Source organism: uncultured Sulfitobacter sp. (genome assembly GCF_964021855.1).
Lineage (GTDB): Bacteria > Pseudomonadota > Alphaproteobacteria > Rhodobacterales > Rhodobacteraceae > Sulfitobacter.
In genome coordinates this window covers 150,098-167,923 of sequence record NZ_CAXHZD010000002.1, presented here as the reverse complement: position 1 = coordinate 167,923, position 17,826 = coordinate 150,098, and the positions used below count along the sequence as shown (strand labels likewise).

Sequence of the window (17,826 nt, the reverse complement as noted above, 5' to 3'; positions counted from 1 at the left end):
CTTATGACTGCAGCTTGATCTCGACGTCCACACCAGCGGCCAGGTCGAGCTTCATCAGCGCGTCCACGGTCTGGGGGGTCGGATCAACGATATCCAGCAAACGCTTGTGCGTGCGGATTTCGAACTGGTCACGGGATTTCTTGTCAACGTGTGGGCCACGCAGAACAGTGAATTTTTCGATCTTGTTCGGCAGCGGGATTGGGCCGCGAACAGAGGCACCGGTGCGCTTGGCAGTGTTGACGATCTCTTGTGTGGACGCATCCAACACACGATAATCAAACGCCTTTAGCCGGATGCGGATGTTTTGGCTTTGTGCCATATGTCATCATCCCTCATTGGGAGTAGAAACGAAGAGGAAGAGACGCCTCATCACGGCCCTTCATTGCGTTTTATCGTAAATCAAACGGGGCGCGTAAAAACGCACCCCGCTGAGACTTGCGCTCTATAGGTCGAGTCGCCCCCTGTGGCAAGGGGCAATTACCGTTTCCTATTAACGTTTCAAGCGAGAATACGCAAACCAGCGGTGTTGATCCGTCAGCCTTGACTAGATCATCGCCAAAAGCGCGCCAACCATTCTTGGTATCGTCACTTCACTTATGTGCGTGATATCAGTCGATACGGTGCAAAAGAGTGCGGATTTCCCTTAGCGCGCCACCATTGCGCAAACGGATAAACTCAAGATCAAGCCCCTCTGCGACCAAGGTACGATGATACTCCTGCATCTCGTATTCACCGGTTTCGTCGATAACGAGAGAGAACACGGACAGCGTATCGTCAATCAGTCGGGCCCAAACATAGGGCTCGCCCTTTAACGGGTTCAACGGAACATCTTTGCCGAAAACATTGGTGCGCATCGCAGAGGAATAGATATTCTTGCGGCCACTTGGCTCGAACAAAATATTATATGTCCGCGTTTTGACCCGGCCATCGCTTCGACGGCTGATGGATGTCCAACTTATTCTGACCCCGTTTTTCGTGGGCGTGATCGTCGTGCTCATATCACGGTGCTGGACCTCACCGTCGACCACAAACTCAGCCTCGCCCATGAAGCTGCCAGCAAAGCGGTCAAATTCCCCCGCAACAGCAGCAAGCGGCCACAGCAACAACAACACTGCGATAAACTGGCGAATAATGGATGAACTCTGTCTCATAAGCCAAGTCTAGCCCATTTGGCATTGTTGAACAGTATCCATGTGCTCAAATCGGGCAAATCCATCTCGAATTTGCCCCTTAGCGCCTAATTAGTATCTGACGCTCAAAAACGAAAAGGCCGCCCTGTTTCCAGAGCGGCCTTTGTATACGTGTGAGCTTGAGCGGGGCTGGCCCGCCTTGGGCTTACTCGTTGATTTTGGACACAACGCCCGCGCCAACGGTGCGGCCGCCTTCGCGGATCGCAAAGCGCAAACCGTCTTCCATCGCGATGGGTGCGATCAGTTCAACGTCGAACTGCAGGTTGTCGCCAGGCATAACCATTTCAGTGCCTTCTGGCAGCTGAACGGTACCGGTAACGTCTGTGGTCCGGAAGTAGAACTGTGGACGGTAGTTCGCGAAGAACGGCGTGTGACGGCCACCCTCTTCCTTGGTCAGGATATACGCTTCGGCTGTGAACTTGGTGTGTGGCTTAACCGAACCTGGCTTACACAGAACCTGACCACGCTCAACGCCTTCACGGTCAACGCCGCGCAGCAGGGCACCGATGTTGTCGCCAGCTTCACCGCGGTCCAGCAGTTTGCGGAACATTTCAACGCCGGTACAGGTGGTTTTCTTGGTGTCGCGGATACCAACGATTTCAATCTCGTCGCCAACGTTGATCACGCCACGCTCAACACGGCCTGTCACAACTGTACCACGACCAGAGATCGAGAACACGTCTTCCACTGGCATCAGGAACGGCTGGTCAACAGCACGTGCTGGTGTCGGGATGTATTCGTCAACAGCGGCCATCAGCGCGCGGATCGAGTTTTCACCGATCTCAGGATCGCGGCCTTCCATGGCTGCCAAAGCGGAACCAGGAATTACAGGCATGTCGTCGCCAGGGTATTCGTAGGAAGACAGCAATTCGCGGATTTCCATTTCCACCAATTCCAGCAGCTCTTCGTCGTCAACCTGATCCACTTTGTTCATGTAAACAACCATGGTCGGGATACCAACCTGGCGGCCCAGCAGGATGTGCTCGCGGGTTTGTGGCATCGGGCCATCGGCCGCGTTCACAACCAGGATCGCGCCGTCCATTTGCGCCGCACCGGTGATCATGTTTTTCACATAGTCAGCGTGGCCGGGGCAGTCGACGTGGGCGTAGTGACGGTTTTCTGTCTCATACTCAACGTGGGCTGTCGAAATGGTGATGCCGCGTGCTTTTTCTTCGGGCGCGCCATCAATTTGGTCATACGCGCGGAAATCGCCAAAATACTTGGTGATCGCTGCTGTCAACGTCGTCTTGCCGTGGTCAACGTGACCAATCGTGCCGATGTTTACGTGCGGTTTATTACGTTCAAACTTTGCCTTAGCCATGATGGCCTCCTTGGTTTTTAGGTTGGGTGGTGGGTTTGAAACCCACCCTACGGTTTGGGTAGGGCGGGGTTTTCCCCGCCGCCCCAGTTATTGGTTTGGCCTATTAAGCGAACTTGGCCTGGATCTCGTCCGAGATGTTTTGTGGCACAGGTTCGTAGTGCGAGAACTGCATGGTAAAGTTCGCACGACCCGAAGACATCGACCGCAATGTGTTGATGTAACCGAACATGTTGGCCAATGGCACCTGCGCGTCAATCGCGATGGCGTTGCCACGTGTGTCTTGACCCTGAACCTGACCGCGACGCGATGTCAAATCGCCGATGATGCCGCCTGTGTAATCCTCAGGTGTGACAACTTCAACTTTCATGATCGGCTCGAGCAATTTCGCGCCAGCTTTCTTCATGCCTTCGCGCATACCCATGCGGGCAGCGATTTCGAACGCCAGAACGCTGGAGTCAACATCGTGGTATTTACCTTCGATCAGCGCAACTTTGAAGTCGATGACCGGGAAGCCAGCCAAAGGACCGGAGTCCATAACCGACTTAATACCCTTTTCAACGCCCGGGATGTATTCCTTGGGCACCGAACCACCAACAACGCGCGATTCAAACGAGTAACCCTCGCCTGGCTCAGTTGGCATCAGGATCATTTTCACTTCAGCGAACTGACCGGAACCACCAGATTGCTTCTTGTGGGTATAAACCACTTCAGCTTCACGAGAGATGGTTTCACGGTACGCAACTTGCGGTGCACCGATGTTCGCCTCAACCTTGAATTCACGCTTCAAGCGGTCAACCAGAATGTCGAGGTGAAGTTCGCCCATGCCCTTCATGATGGTCTGACCGGATTCAAGATCGGTCTCAACACGGAAGGATGGATCTTCGGCAGCCAGACGTGCCAGACCGGCGGACATTTTTTCTTGGTCCGCTTTTGTCTTAGGCTCGACCGCAATTTCGATAACCGGATCGGGGAAGGTCATTGTTTCCAGAACCACAGGATCGTTAACCGCACAAAGCGTGTCACCTGTTGTTGTGTCTTTCAGACCCGCCAACGCGATAATGTCGCCCGCGAACGCTTCTTGAATTTCTTCACGATCGTTCGAGTGCATCATCATCATACGGCCAACGCGCTCTTTCTTGCCCTTGGTCGAGTTCAAGAGCGTGTCGCCCTTGTTCAAGACGCCGGAATAGATGCGTGTGAATGTCAACGTACCAACAAAGGGGTCGTTCATGATTTTGAACGCAAGGCCAGAGAACGCCATATCATCATCCGCGCGACGCGGGATGTTACGAACTTCTTCTTCGTCGCCTGGCTTAAAGCCCATGTAATCAACAACGTCCAATGGGGATGGAAGATAGTCGATAACAGCGTTGAGCAGTGGCTGAACGCCTTTGTTCTTGAACGCGGAACCACACAGAACGGGGATAAACTTGATGGCCAGCGTACCCTTACGGATCAGCGTGCGCAGTGTATCTTCGTCAGGCTCTGCGCCGTCCATCAGATAGTTTTCCATCGCGTCATCGTCCATCTCGACCGCAGTCTCGATCAGATGCGCGCGCCATTCGTCGGCCAGATCTTTCAGTTCAGCGCGGATTTCGCGCTGTTCCCAGCTTGCGCCCAGATCTTCACCGGCCCAGACCCATTCTTTCATGGTGACCAGATCGATCATGCCTTCCAGCTCGGTTTCGGCACCGATTGGAATTTGGATCGGCGCAGGTGTCGCACCTGTACGGTCCTTGATCATCTTCACACAGTTGAAGAAGTCAGCGCCGATTTTGTCCATTTTGTTAACAAAAACGATGCGCGGAACCTTGTAACGGTCAGCTTGACGCCAAACGGTTTCGGTTTGCGGCTCAACACCGGCGTTGGCGTCAAGAACGGCAACCGCGCCATCCAAAACAGCCAAGGAACGTTCAACTTCGATGGTGAAGTCAACGTGGCCAGGGGTGTCGATGATGTTCATCCGGTACTTGGTGTCGGATGTGGCGCTGGCGTCTGGCAGTTCCTGGCGCTGCCAGAAAGTTGTGGTCGCAGCGGAAGTAATTGTAATGCCGCGCTCCTGCTCCTGCTCCATCCAGTCCATTGTTGCGGCCCCATCGTGGACCTCGCCAATGTTGTGGGATTTGCCGGTGTAAAACAGGATACGCTCGGAGCAGGTCGTTTTACCTGCATCGATGTGGGCCATAATACCGAAGTTACGGTAGCGTGAGAGCGGATAGTCGCGTGCCATGGGGCTGCTTCCTCGAATATATCTGAAACGGATAAATCGCGCCCCAGCTTGGGGCGCGACAAAGGCGGTTTATGCCGCCTGAATTACCAACGGTAGTGGCTGAATGCTTTGTTAGCATCGGCCATTTTATGTGTATCTTCGCGTTTCTTAACGGCAGTACCGCGCGACTGAACAGCATCCATAAGTTCGCCTGCAAGGCGCTCTTCCATGGTGTTTTCGTTGCGCGAACGCGACGCTTTGATCAACCAACGGATCGCCAATGCTTCGCGACGCTCGGGGCGCACTTCGACAGGCACCTGATAGGTTGCACCACCAACGCGGCGCGAACGCACCTCGACGGATGGTTTGATGTTGTCCAAAGCTTCGTGGAAAACTTCGATGGGCGCGCGTTTGATTTTGTCTTCAACGCGGGTCATTGCGTTGTAAACGATACGCTCGGCAACCGATTTTTTACCATCGATCATGAGGTTGTTCATGAATTTTGTAAGGACCAGATCACCATATTTGGCATCTGGCAGAACTTCGCGTTTTTCAGCGGCGTGACGACGTGACATTTAAGGCTCCTAATGTTCTAGCGCCAAGGTTGGTTTCTGCCGGTATACCCATTGCCTTGCGGCTTGAATTTCAGCGTTTCGCGCAACCCCAGCTTACCCCGAAGGGAAAGTATGCTGGACAGCCCCAGGCGGTGATGACATCGCCCAAGACCCACCCAAATTATTTTGGCTTCTTTGCACCATACTTGGAGCGACGCTGCTTACGGTCTTTAACGCCCTGAGTATCCAGAACACCGCGCAGGATGTGGTAACGCACACCGGGAAGGTCTTTTACACGACCGCCGCGGATCAGAACAACAGAGTGCTCTTGAAGATTGTGCGATTCACCCGGGATGTAGCTGATGACTTCAAAACCGTTTGTCAGGCGCACTTTGGCAACCTTACGCATGGCCGAGTTCGGCTTTTTAGGTGTGGTTGTGTAAACACGTGTACAAACGCCGCGCTTTTGCGGGCATTCTTGCAGGTGCATGGACTTCGAACGTTTGATTTTAGGCTGGCGCGGTTTGCGGATCAGCTGCTGGATCGTTGGCATTCCGGTTTTATCCCCGTTTAGCTCACATATGTGGTGCAGCGGGGCGGACCCCAGTGCGGTTTAAATTTCGGTCCCCTCACGCGTCCGCGAAGCTGCTTTTACCAGGCGCAAGTGGCGCAAAGCAAAATCACCGCAGCGTTTCCGTACCGAGGAAAACGAGGCGGTGGGGTAACAGAGGATCGGGTCAGCATTAGACCGGATCGTGACCACAGGTGGTATGATTTCGGCACAGCAGGGCGACCCCCACATCCGAGATAGGGCGCGTATAGGCAGAGTCGCCGCCGCTGTCAACAGCCGCGATAACAATGGGCCATGATCCGGTGCCAAACGAATTGCCGCTTGCAAAGATGGCCGGCGCCCCGCCATATTTGAACGGTTCTCGTGGTTGATCAAGGGCCCCTATTCAATGCAGATCATTGGTCTTTGCCGGTTTTCCTATCCGGCACATGGTGGCTTTCAGGTTGGACACGACACGATTGAGGACCGCATTGCCTATCTTTATGACAAAGAACGTCTCGAAGAACGGTTTAGACTGTTCGAAACGGTCGCCCTGCCCTGCCTTAAGGCGCAGACGGACCCTGAATTCGAGCTGGTGATCGTGGTCGGTGACATGATGCCCAAGCAACACCTGGACCGGCTGCGTGATATCACCGCTGATTTGCCGCAAGCCCGTATTCACGCCGAACCGCCGCGGCCCCACCGTGAAGTGATGAAGGAGATACTGAACACCACCCGCGACCAAGACCTGCCGTCACTGCAGTTCCGGTTTGACGATGATGATGCCGTCGCGGTGGATTTTGTCGAACGGTTGCGGGCTGCCCCAGCAGATTGTTCTGGGCTGATCAGGAAAAACCGCACGGTCGCATTTGACTGGAACAAAGGGTTGATTGCTGAATACGGGGCTGAGGGCATATCCGCGATCGAAGTCTTCCGGCCGTTGGACGTCGCGGCCTTGGGCATGTACGTGCGCCCGCGCTGTCCCATGACGATCATGAACTTCGCACATAACAAGATTAACCGCTTTATGCCCACAGTGTCCTTTGACACCAAACATATGTTTGTGCGTGGCCATAATGGATCGAACGACAGTCGGCAGAAAGGCGAGAAACCCGCCGATGTTACACCCCTAACACCCGAGCAAGAAGAGATGTTTCGCACACGTTTTGCCATCGACGCAGACACCGTGCGCGCGGCATTTTCAGCGGCGTGACAATTTGCGTTCGCGGTAAAGCGTGAACAGACCGGTGGCCGCAACGATCCCTGCCCCAGCAAGGGTCGAGGGCAGCGGCCAGTCGCCAAAGACGAACCACCCCAAGATCAGCGCCCAGATCAGCCCCGTGTATCGAAACGGTGCGATGAACGAAACTTCGCCGATCCGCATGGTCTGAACACTAAAGTAATAGCCCATCAAAACGAAAACAGCCGCCGCCGCGATGGCCGTCCAATGGGCACCCGAAACCGGTGCCCAAGGCGTGGCCAGCTGCGCAAGCCCGGAAAAGATGGTGACAGAAAGAACCGCCGCCAGCGTGACCGTCATGGATGGCACATCCCCTGACAACCGCCTTGTGCTCAGATCCCGTATGGTCACAAACAACACCGCAACCAAGGCATAGACCGACCAAATATTAAAGCCTGCGGTGCCGGGTTTGACGATCAACATGACCCCGATGAAACCGACCAGAATGGCCGACATGCGTTTCCAGCCGACGGCCTCGCGGTAAAACAGGGCAGCGCCCAAGGTCACGGTTAATGGCAGCGATTGTAAAATCGCGCTCAGGTTCGCCAGCGGCATGTTGAACAAGGCGGTCACGAAAAAGAAACTGGCCCCGACTTCGGACGCGGATCGGATGCCAACCAGTTTCCAATCGCGACGGCTAAGCCGTAGGTGCATCGGCCCCAGACGCCCCCACAGTACCAATATAAGAGAGATTGAGATTAACCCCCGCAGGAACAACAACTGAAACAACGGGACCTCGCCGCCAGTTGTCTTGGTCATCGTGTCGTTCAGCGTAAACGCCGCCATTGAGCCCATCATGAACAAGGCTCCGATTAGATTTGGCGACATGTGCGGGCTTTCAGCTGGGGTTACATAGGGCGATCATTGCCCGATCAACCTTGAAAGTACCAGTCCCGATCCTGACGGATGACAGGGACCAGAGCACGAGGGTGCCTGCGGCGGCAGAAGGAGATCACCCCCAAAGCAAAAAGCCCCCGCTGATCTCTTAGCGGGGGCTTTTATTTTTCTAGATCAGATCAATGATCAGCTGCGGCTTTCGTCGTCGCTTGGGGCGGTCTTGAACACATCCCCACCGGCCACATCATCCGCTGTCGCGGCTGGTGCTGCCAAACGAGCGGCTGTTTCAGCTTCTTCGCGACGGGCTTCGATCACCACGTTGTCGCGATCCGCTGCAACTTTGCGCATCTGCTGGGTCGCACCACCGGTACCGGCTGGGATCAGACGGCCAACGATAACGTTTTCCTTCAGACCGACCAGCTTGTCGCGCTTGCCCTGAACCGAGGCTTCGGTCAGCACGCGTGTGGTTTCTTGGAACGACGCCGCCGAGATAAAGCTGCGGGTTTGCAAGCTGGCCTTGGTGATACCCAGAAGGATCGGTTCGCCCGTTGCCGGACGGCCACCTTTGGAAATCGCCTTTTCGCAGGCTTGGTCAAACTCTTGCTTATCGACGTGTTCGCCTTTCAGCAATGTGGTGTCACCGCTGTCCTGAACTTCCCACTTTTGAAGCATCTGACGAACGATAACTTCGATGTGCTTGTCGTTGATCTTAACACCTTGCAGGCGATAAACATCCTGCACCTCGTCGATCATGTAGTCGGCCAAAGCCTCTACACCCATGATCGCAAGGATGTCGTGCGGTGCCGGGTTACCATCCATGATGTAATCGCCCTTTTGGACAAAGTCACCTTCCGCAACCGGAATGTGCTTACCCTTAGGCACCATGTATTCAACCTTGTGATCCGGATCCTCGGACGATTCAATCGAGATACGGCGCTTGTTCTTATAGTCTTTGCCGTAACGCACGTAACCGTCGATTTCCGCGATGATGGCGTGGTCTTTGGGGCGACGTGCCTCAAAGAGTTCGGCCACACGTGGCAGACCACCGGTAATGTCCTTGGTCTTGGCACCTTCGCGCGGGATACGCGCAACGATGTCACCGGCCTTGATTTCGGTCTGATCCTCAACGGACAGAACGGCATCAACGGACATTGGGTAGGTCACCGGGTTGCCCGCATCGTTGCGGACCGGCTCGCCATCGGCATCCAAGATCATGACTTCAGGTTTCAGCTCATTGCCTTTGGGGGCAGCGCGCCAATCGATCACGATCTTCTGGGTCATGCCTGTCGCATCATCCGTCTCGTCCTTGATCGCGATCCCCGACACAAGGTCGACGAACTTGGTCATACCGGACTTCTCGGCGATGATCGGCAGTGTGTACGGATCCCATTCAAACAGCTTGTCACCGCGCAAGATCGACTGACCTTCCTTGACGAACAGTTTGGTACCGTAGCCGACTTTGTGGCTGGCGCGTTCTTCGCCGTTCTCATCCACGATCGACAATTTCATGTTCCGACCCATGACCATGATATCGCCTGCGGCGTTCTCAAGGGTTTGGGCGTTGTCGAACACGATCTTACCGGGCTGGGATGCCTCGAGGAAGGACTGCTGGCCACCTTGTGCAACACCACCAATGTGGAATGTACGCATGGTCAGCTGGGTGCCTGGTTCACCGATCGACTGTGCAGCAATAATACCGACAGCTTCACCTTGGTTCACCAAAGTACCACGTGCAAGGTCACGACCGTAACACATGGCGCAGACGCCCTCTTCGGCCTCACAGGTCAGCGGGCTGCGGATGCGTGCGGACAAAACAGCCGCCTCATCCACGATATCCGCCAGACGTTCGTCGATGATGGTCTGCGCAGGAACCAACACTTCGTCAGTGCCAGGACGCAGGATATCATCAGCCGCAACGCGACCCAGCAGACGTTCTGCCAGCGACGATACAACTTCACCGTCGTTAACCGCAGCTTCAGCAGTGATCGCTGTTTCGGTGCCACAGTCATGCATACGAACGATGCAGTCTTGTGCCACGTCCACCAGACGACGGGTCAGATAACCCGAGTTCGCTGTTTTCAAAGCGGTATCCGACAGACCCTTACGAGCACCGTGGGTGGAGTTGAAGTACTCCAGAACGGTCAGACCTTCTTTAAAGTTCGAGATAATCGGGGTCTCGATGATGTCGCCGTTCGGCTTTGCCATCAGACCGCGCATCCCGCCCAGCTGTTTCATCTGCGTAACCGAACCACGCGCACCGGAGTGCGCCATCATGTAAACCGAGTTAGGTTCATTTTCAGAACCGTTATCGCCATACGTGGTTGCGGAAATCGCGCCCATCATCGCATCGGTGACTTTGTCGTTACACTTTGACCATGCATCGACAACTTTGTTGTACTTTTCACCCTGAGTGATCAGGCCGTCCATGTACTGTTGTTCAAAGTCTTTCACCTGGTCACGGGTTTCTTCAACCAGTGGCCATTTGCTGTCAGGGATCAACATGTCGTCCTTACCGAACGAAATACCGGCTTTGAAAGCTTCGCGGAAACCCATTGTCATGATCTGATCACAGAAGATGACGGATTCCTTTTGGCCACAATAGCGGTAAACCGTATCGATGACCTGCTGCACTTCTTTCTTGCGCAACAGACGGTTGACCAGATCAAACGGTGCCTTGGCGTTCAGAGGCAGCAAAGCACCCAAACGGATACGACCAGGTGTCGTATCAAAGCGCTTCATCACTTCGTTACCTTCGGCATCGATCTGCTTGATCCGTGCCTTGATTTTCGAGTGCAAGTGGATCGCACCGCCGTCCAAAGCATGCTCAACCTCTTCAACAGAGCCGAACACCATATCTTGGCCAACCATGCCTTCACGCTCAAGCGTCGTGTAGTACAGACCCAAGATCATGTCCTGCGAAGGAACAATGATCGGCGCGCCGTTTGCAGGCGACAGAACGTTGTTCGTGGACATCATCAAAACGCGTGCTTCAAGCTGGGCTTCCAGCGAAAGCGGCACGTGAACAGCCATTTGGTCGCCGTCAAAGTCAGCGTTAAAGGCGGAACAAACCAGCGGGTGCAGCTGGATGGCTTTACCTTCGATCAGAACCGGTTCGAACGCCTGAATACCAAGACGGTGCAGCGTAGGCGCACGGTTCAGCATGACGGGGTGTTCGCGGATGACTTCATCCAAGATATCCCAAACTTCGGGACGCTCTTTTTCGACCAGTTTCTTGGCTTGCTTCACAGTGGAAGACAGACCTTTGGCTTCCAGACGCGAATAGATGAACGGCTTGAAAAGCTCGAGCGCCATCTTTTTCGGCAAACCACATTGGTGCAGCTTCAGTTCCGGACCAGTCACAATAACCGAGCGACCGGAGAAGTCGACGCGCTTACCCAAAAGGTTCTGACGGAAGCGACCTTGCTTACCTTTCAGCATGTCGGACAGCGATTTCAACGGACGCTTGTTGGCACCCGTGATCACGCGGCCACGACGGCCGTTGTCGAACAACGCATCCACAGATTCCTGCAACATACGCTTTTCGTTACGCACGATGATGTCGGGCGCACGCAGTTCGATCAGGCGCTTCAAACGGTTGTTCCGGTTGATCACGCGGCGATACAGGTCGTTCAGGTCAGACGTCGCAAAGCGGCCACCATCCAGCGGCACCAGCGGGCGCAATTCTGGCGGGATAACCGGAATGACGGTCATAACCATCCACTCAGGCCGGTTACCGGACTCGAGGAAGGATTCAACAACCTTCAAACGTTTGATGATCTTCTTCGGCTTCAGCTCGCCTGTCGCTTCTTTCAGGTCTGCACGCAGCATATCTGCTTCGGCTTCCAGATCGATTGCGGCCAACATTTCACGGATCGCTTCAGCACCGATGTTCGCGGTGAACGCGTCCATGCCGTAGATGTCTTGCGCTTCCATGAACTCTTCTTCGGTCATCATCTGACCATAGGTGAGCTCTGTCAGGCCGGGTTCGATCACGACGTAGTTTTCAAAGTACAAAACACGTTCCAGATCGCGCAGTGTCATGTCCAGCATCAGGCCGATCCGCGATGGAAGCGACTTGAGGAACCAGATGTGCGCAACAGGCGACGCCAGTTCGATGTGGCCCATCCGCTCGCGGCGAACCTTTTGCAACGTAACTTCGACGCCGCATTTTTCGCAGACAACGCCGCGATATTTCATGCGCTTGTATTTACCACACAGGCATTCGTAGTCTTTGATCGGGCCAAAGATACGTGCGCAGAACAGGCCGTCACGCTCTGGTTTGAACGTACGGTAGTTGATGGTTTCGGGTTTCTTGATTTCACCGAACGACCACGACAGGATACGCTCTGGCGATGCCAAAGATACCTTGATCTCGTCGAACGTCTTCATCGGCGCGACGGGGTTGAACGGGTTGTTTGTCAGTTCCTGGTTCATCTTAAATCCTTAAAGTGATCTCGAAAGCGAAGGGAATGAGACGTTTTCTTTGCAAGAAAACGGTCCGGAGTTTTTGAAAAACTCCGGCGCTTAACTCACTCGTCTTCCTCCGCATCCAGGAGTTCCATATTCAGGCCAAGGCCACGGACTTCTTTGACAAGAACGTTGAACGATTCCGGAATACCGGCTTCAAAGTTGTCCTCGCCTTTGACGATGCTTTCATAGACCTTCGTACGGCCTGCAACGTCATCCGATTTCACAGTCAGCATTTCCTGCAGGGTGTATGCAGCGCCATAAGCTTCCAAAGCCCAGACCTCCATCTCACCAAAGCGCTGACCACCGAACTGCGCTTTACCGCCCAATGGCTGCTGGGTGACCAGCGAGTATGGACCGGTGGAACGCGCGTGGATTTTGTCATCCACAAGGTGGTGCAGCTTCAGCAGGTATTTGACGCCAACGGTCACGGGGCGGGCAAATTGCTCGCCTGTGCGGCCGTCAAACAGCACCGACTGACCCGAGGTATCGAACCCGGCCCGTGTCAAACTGTCATTCACGTCTGCTTCCTTGGCACCGTCAAAGACGGGCGTCGCGATTGGAACACCACGGGTCACGTTGCCCGCCGCTTCCACAAGCGTTGCTTCGTCCATGCCGGCGATGCCTTCTTCATAGACATCTTCGCCATATGCGTGGCTCATTGCTTCGCGCACAGGTGTCAAATCGCCGGAGCGTTTGTATTCCTGAAGTGCTTCGTCAATGTTGATGCCCAAGCCGCGTGCTGCCCAACCCATGTGGGTTTCAAGGATCTGACCAACGTTCATACGCGATGGAACACCCAGCGGGTTCAAACAGAAGTCTACTGGCGTACCATCCGCAAGGAATGGCATGTCTTCCATCGGTACAACCTTGGAAATAACACCCTTGTTGCCGTGACGACCGGCCATTTTATCGCCCGGTTGCAGCTTGCGCTTCACCGCTACGAATACTTTGACCATTTTCATCACGCCTGGGGGCAAATCATCGCCACGGCGTACTTTTTCGACTTTGTCCTCAAAGCGGGCATTCAATGTACGCTTTTGGATTTCGTACTGTTCGTTCAGCGCTTCGACGATTTTCGCATCGTCTTCGTCGGCCAGGGCCAACTGCCACCACTGACCGCGGGTCAATTGCTCATCCAGCAGTTCTTCGGTGATCGGGCTGTTCGACTTGACGCCTTTCGGACCTTTGACAGCAATTTTGCCAAGGATCATCTGACGCAGACGCGCATAGATGTTGCGATCGAGGATACCAAGTTCATCGTCACGGTCACGAGCAAGGCGTTCAACCTCTTCGCGCTCGATCTGCAAGGCACGTTCGTCTTTTTCAACACCGTGGCGGTTAAAGACGCGGACTTCGACAACTGTACCGAAATCGCCCGGCTTCACACGCAGCGATGTATCGCGAACGTCCGATGCTTTCTCACCAAAGATGGCGCGCAGCAGTTTTTCTTCTGGCGTCATCGGGCTTTCGCCCTTTGGTGTGATCTTGCCGACCAGAATGTCACCTGGTTCAACATCCGCGCCGATGTACACGATGCCAGCCTCGTCGAGGTTGCGCAGCGCTTCTTCACCAACGTTTGGAATATCACGTGTGATTTCCTCTGGCCCAAGCTTTGTATCGCGTGCAGCCACTTCGAACTCTTCGATGTGAATCGACGTGAACACGTCATCGCGCGAAACCCGCTCGGAGATCAGGATGGAGTCTTCGTAGTTGTAGCCGTTCCAAGGCATAAACGCGACGACCACGTTTTTACCAAGGGCCAGTTCACCCATGTCTGTCGACGGACCATCCGCAATAACCTGACCTTTAACAACCGTGTCGCCCACTTTCACCAGCGGACGCTGGTTGATGCAGGTGTTTTGGTTGGAACGCTGGAACTTGCGCATGCGGTAGATGTCTACCCCTGCATCGCCCAGCTCAAGGTCTTCGGTTGCACGCAAGACGATACGCGATGCATCGACTTGGTCGATGATACCACCACGTTTGGCCATGTATGCCGCGCCGGAATCCCGTGCCACAACTTCTTCGATACCGGTGCCCACCAGCGGGGCCTCGGCTTGAAGCAATGGAACAGCCTGACGTTGCATGTTCGAGCCCATCAAGGCCCTGTTCGCATCGTCATTTTCCAAGAACGGGATCAGCGATGCCGCAACGGACACCAACTGTTTTGGCGAAACGTCGATCAGGTCAACACTTTCGGAGGGCGACAGCGTGTAGTCACCGGATTTCCGTGTCGATACCAGTTCGTTTACGAACTTCATGTTCTCATCAAGGTTCGCGTTGGCCTGCGCAACAGTGTGGCGCATTTCTTCGGTCGCGGACATGTATTGAACGTCATCGGAAACCACACCGTTCGATACCTTGCGGTAGGGTGTTTCGATAAAGCCATACTTGTTCACGCGGGCGAAGGTCGCCAACGAGTTGATCAGACCAATGTTTGGACCTTCAGGCGTTTCAATCGGACACATCCGGCCATAGTGGGTCGGGTGAACGTCACGTACCTCAAAGCCCGCGCGTTCGCGTGTCAGACCACCTGGTCCAAGCGCTGAAAGGCGACGCTTGTGCGTAACCTCGGACAGCGGGTTGGTTTGGTCCATGAACTGCGACAGCTGCGAAGAGCCGAAGAATTCACGCACCGCAGCGGCTGCTGGCTTGGCGTTGATCAGGTCTTGCGGCATCACGGTGTCGATTTCGACCGAGGACATACGCTCTTTGATTGCGCGTTCCATACGCAGCAAACCAACGCGGTACTGGTTTTCCATCAATTCGCCAACGGAACGCACACGACGGTTACCAAGGTGGTCAATATCGTCGATATCGCCACGGCCATCGCGCAGGTCAACCAGCGCTTTGATGCAGGATACGATATCATCGCGGTCCAGCGTGCGCTGTGTGTCTTCTTTGTCGAGCGCGAGACGCATGTTCATTTTCACGCGACCAACAGCGGACAGGTCATAGCGTTCGCTATCAAAGAACAACGTGTCGAACAGGTTCGACGCGGCCTCGACCGTGGGCGGCTCGCCCGGGCGCATAACGCGGTAGATATCCATGAGCGCGGTGTCGCGGTTCATGTTTTTATCGTTCGCCATTGTGTTGCGCATGTAGGGGCCGACATTGATGTTGTCGATGTCCAAGAGTGGGATCTCGGTAATGCCCGCATCAACAAGCTCTTTGGCGGTGCCGCCGATGAGCGTGCCGTCTTTGTCATACTCAAGCGTCATCTCGTCGCCGGCTTCGACGTAAATCGCACCGGTTTCTTCGTTGATGATGTCGCGTGCAACAAATTTGCCTTCGATGTGGCCGAACGGCAAAAGCAACTCGGTTACTTTGCCTTCATCAACCAGCTGCTTGACGGCGCGTGGCGTGATCTTTTTGCCTTTTTCGAACAGGACTTCACCTGTCGCGGCATCAACCAGATCATATGTAGGGCGTGTGCCCCGCACGCGGTCTGGATAGAATGGTGCAACCCAGCCTTCGCCCGCCTGAAGCGTGAAGTTCACGGTGTCGTAATAGGCATCCATGATCGCTTCTTGGTCGAGGCCAAGCGCGTACAGCAATGTTGTGACAGGCAGTTTGCGACGACGGTCGATACGCGCAAATACGATGTCTTTCGCGTCGAATTCGAAATCCAACCACGAACCACGGTAAGGAATGATCCGGCAAGCGAACAAGAGCTTACCCGAAGAGTGGGTTTTACCTTTGTCGTGGTCAAAGAACACGCCCGGCGAACGGTGCATCTGCGAAACGATTACACGCTCGGTACCGTTCACAACGAAGGTGCCGTTTGGTGTCATCAAAGGCATATCGCCCATGAACACGTCTTGTTCTTTGATGTCTTTTACCGACTTCGCGCCGGTATCTTCATCCACATCAAATACGATCAAGCGCAGCGTCACCTTCAAAGGCGCGCTGTAGGTCATGTCACGCTGCTGACATTCCTCAACATCGTATTTGGGTTTTTCAAGCTCGTACTTGACGTACTCAAGCACCGAAGTCTCGTTAAAGTCTTTGATCGGGAATACCGACTGGAAGACGCCCTGAATGCCGTCACCATCTGTCGGTGTGTCCGCATCGCCGGAGCGTAGGAACAGATCATAAGAGGATTTTTGAACCTCAATCAGGTTCGGCATCTCCAGCACTTCGCGGATTTTGCCATAGTATTTACGTAGACGTTTCTGGCCAAGGAAGGATTGCGCCATGTGTCATGTCACCTTTCGTGTCTCTTGCCGAGCACGCCATCACCGGGGCCGTGATGCGCGCCCATAAGAGCGGTAAATCCTGGTCAATTCTTGAAGCACGTCCCACCGCACCTCTTCCGACCCTTAGGACCTATCCAGAGAAGCATTTCAGACGAAATACTTGTCAAAATAGGTTAGGCTGGACAGGGAAACACCCCATCCAGCCTTGTCACTTGCGGGCTGCCCCGGAATTTTTTTGAAAATTCCGGTCCGTTTTCTTTGAAAGAAAACGGCACCCAGATCAAATGGCTTACGCCAGTTCGACCTCTGCGCCAGCTGCTTCCAGCTTGGCTTTTACTTCTTCGGCTTCGGCTTTGTCGACGCCTTCTTTGATCTTGCCGCCAGCTTCGACCAAGTCTTTGGCTTCTTTCAGGCCCAGACCGGTGATGCCGCGAACTTCTTTGATCACGTTGATTTTGGATGCGCCGGCGTTCTTCAGAACGACGTCGAATTCAGTTTTCTCTTCAGCGGCAGCACCTGCATCGGCAGGGCCAGCCATCATCACAGCGCCACCAGCGGCGGGCTCGATGCCATACTCGTCTTTGAGGATGGTTTTCAGTTCTTGTGCTTCAAGCAGTGTCAGACCAACGATGTCTTCTGCCAGTTTTTTCAGATCAGCCATGTTTTAGCTCTTTCCGTTACGATATGTGTGTTCCAACGCGAGTGTTCAACCCTGCGCCAGCTTGACGATATTGCTTTACGCAGCCGCCTTGTCCTCGATTGTGGACAAGATGGATGCGATATTGCTTGCAGGTGCGCCAATGGCCCCAGCGATGTTGGAAGCAGGTGCGCCCAGCATGCCCGCGATGGTGGAGATAAGCTCCTCCCGCGAAGGCATTTTGGACACGGCTTCGACACCGGCGGCGTCCAGTGCGTTCTCACCCATTGCACCACCGAGAATCACAAACTTTTGGTTCTCTTTGGCGAAGTCCTGAGCAACCTTAGCGGCGGCTACTGGATCTTCGGAATAGGTCAAAACGGTCATACCCGTCAGGAGATCGGCGATGCTTTCGCATGGCTTTCCATCAAGGGCAATTTTGGCGAGCCTGTTTTTGGCAACACGCACGGCCCCGCCCGCGGCGCGAGCGCGCGCACGGAGGTCCTGCATTTCAGCAACTGTCAGGCCGACGTAGTGGCTAACCACAACGACGCCAGAGCTTTCAAAGATTTGGCCGAGCTCGTCGACCAACTGTTCTTTCTGGGCTCTATCCACAGTT

General features: G+C 54.5%; 12 protein-coding genes. 1 reads left to right on the top strand and 11 read right to left on the bottom strand.

What is annotated here, in order from left to right:
- Position 1: 1 nt before the first annotated feature.
- The 6 genes from rpsJ to rpsL all read right to left on the bottom strand — a co-directional run bounded on the left by rpsJ (position 2) and on the right by rpsL (position 5,827).
- Complete coding sequence (gene rpsJ / locus AADJ11_RS06975) at positions 2–319, bottom strand: 30S ribosomal protein S10 (RefSeq protein WP_005849850.1); 318 nt, start codon at positions 317–319, stop codon at positions 2–4.
- A 289-nt stretch (positions 320–608) separates the two neighbouring features.
- Positions 609–1,151: a hypothetical protein gene (locus tag AADJ11_RS06970; protein WP_341233827.1), complete on the bottom strand. Its 543-nt coding sequence runs from the start codon at positions 1,149–1,151 to the stop codon at positions 609–611.
- A gap of 184 nt (positions 1,152–1,335) precedes the next feature.
- Positions 1,336–2,511, bottom strand: a complete 1,176-nt coding sequence (gene tuf, locus AADJ11_RS06965) for an elongation factor Tu (RefSeq protein WP_341233814.1) — start codon at positions 2,509–2,511, stop codon at positions 1,336–1,338.
- Positions 2,512–2,614: 103 nt separating this feature from the next.
- A complete protein-coding gene (gene fusA, locus AADJ11_RS06960) occupies positions 2,615–4,741 on the bottom strand; it encodes an elongation factor G (RefSeq protein ID WP_341233826.1) in 2,127 nt (708 codons plus the stop codon).
- Between the two features lie 83 nt (positions 4,742–4,824).
- The gene (rpsG, locus tag AADJ11_RS06955; protein WP_008224920.1) at positions 4,825–5,295 is read right to left on the bottom strand and encodes a 30S ribosomal protein S7; all 471 of its coding nucleotides are present in this window, start codon (positions 5,293–5,295) and stop codon (positions 4,825–4,827) included.
- A 160-nt stretch (positions 5,296–5,455) separates the two neighbouring features.
- Complete coding sequence (rpsL, locus tag AADJ11_RS06950) at positions 5,456–5,827, bottom strand: 30S ribosomal protein S12 (RefSeq protein ID WP_005849863.1); 372 nt, start codon at positions 5,825–5,827, stop codon at positions 5,456–5,458.
- 406 nt (positions 5,828–6,233) lie between these two features.
- Between rpsL and AADJ11_RS06945 the strand changes: the two genes are divergently transcribed.
- Complete coding sequence (locus AADJ11_RS06945) at positions 6,234–7,037, top strand: putative rhamnosyl transferase (RefSeq protein ID WP_341233825.1); 804 nt, start codon at positions 6,234–6,236, stop codon at positions 7,035–7,037.
- On the opposite strand, the gene AADJ11_RS06940 is transcribed toward AADJ11_RS06945, so the two are convergent.
- The 5 genes from AADJ11_RS06940 to rplJ form a co-directional block, all read right to left on the bottom strand.
- Positions 7,026–7,892, bottom strand: coding sequence for a DMT family transporter (locus AADJ11_RS06940; RefSeq protein WP_341233824.1), 867 nt, complete (start codon positions 7,890–7,892; stop codon positions 7,026–7,028). The two genes, AADJ11_RS06945 and AADJ11_RS06940, sit on opposite strands and share 12 nt — an antisense overlap.
- A gap of 195 nt (positions 7,893–8,087) precedes the next feature.
- The gene (rpoC, locus tag AADJ11_RS06935) at positions 8,088–12,335 is read right to left on the bottom strand and encodes a DNA-directed RNA polymerase subunit beta' (RefSeq protein WP_341233823.1); all 4,248 of its coding nucleotides are present in this window, start codon (positions 12,333–12,335) and stop codon (positions 8,088–8,090) included.
- Positions 12,336–12,430: 95 nt separating this feature from the next.
- Positions 12,431–16,570, bottom strand: a complete 4,140-nt coding sequence (gene rpoB, locus AADJ11_RS06930) for a DNA-directed RNA polymerase subunit beta (protein WP_341233822.1) — start codon at positions 16,568–16,570, stop codon at positions 12,431–12,433.
- A gap of 289 nt (positions 16,571–16,859) precedes the next feature.
- The gene (gene rplL, locus AADJ11_RS06925) at positions 16,860–17,231 is read right to left on the bottom strand and encodes a 50S ribosomal protein L7/L12 (RefSeq protein WP_219579462.1); all 372 of its coding nucleotides are present in this window, start codon (positions 17,229–17,231) and stop codon (positions 16,860–16,862) included.
- A 75-nt stretch (positions 17,232–17,306) separates the two neighbouring features.
- Positions 17,307–17,822: a 50S ribosomal protein L10 gene (gene rplJ, locus AADJ11_RS06920; protein ID WP_093917762.1), complete on the bottom strand. Its 516-nt coding sequence runs from the start codon at positions 17,820–17,822 to the stop codon at positions 17,307–17,309.
- Between the last annotated feature and the right edge of the window lie 4 nt (positions 17,823–17,826).

Excerpts from the sequence above, each read along its gene's own strand:
- rpsG (WP_008224920.1), bottom strand. The coding sequence starts at position 5,295 with ATGTCACGTCGTCACGCCGCTGAAAAACGCGAAGTTCTGCCAGATGCC.
- rpoB (WP_341233822.1), bottom strand. The coding sequence starts at position 16,570 with ATGGCGCAATCCTTCCTTGGCCAGAAACGTCTACGTAAATACTATGGC.
- rpoC (WP_341233823.1), bottom strand. The coding sequence starts at position 12,335 with ATGAACCAGGAACTGACAAACAACCCGTTCAACCCCGTCGCGCCGATG.
- AADJ11_RS06945 (WP_341233825.1), top strand. The coding sequence starts at position 6,234 with ATGCAGATCATTGGTCTTTGCCGGTTTTCCTATCCGGCACATGGTGGC.
- AADJ11_RS06940 (WP_341233824.1), bottom strand. The coding sequence starts at position 7,892 with ATGTCGCCAAATCTAATCGGAGCCTTGTTCATGATGGGCTCAATGGCG.
- tuf (WP_341233814.1), bottom strand. The coding sequence starts at position 2,511 with ATGGCTAAGGCAAAGTTTGAACGTAATAAACCGCACGTAAACATCGGC.
- AADJ11_RS06970 (WP_341233827.1), bottom strand. The coding sequence starts at position 1,151 with ATGAGACAGAGTTCATCCATTATTCGCCAGTTTATCGCAGTGTTGTTG.
- rpsJ (WP_005849850.1), bottom strand. The coding sequence starts at position 319 with ATGGCACAAAGCCAAAACATCCGCATCCGGCTAAAGGCGTTTGATTAT.
- rplL (WP_219579462.1), bottom strand. The coding sequence starts at position 17,231 with ATGGCTGATCTGAAAAAACTGGCAGAAGACATCGTTGGTCTGACACTG.
- rpsL (WP_005849863.1), bottom strand. The coding sequence starts at position 5,827 with ATGCCAACGATCCAGCAGCTGATCCGCAAACCGCGCCAGCCTAAAATC.
- fusA (WP_341233826.1), bottom strand. The coding sequence starts at position 4,741 with ATGGCACGCGACTATCCGCTCTCACGCTACCGTAACTTCGGTATTATG.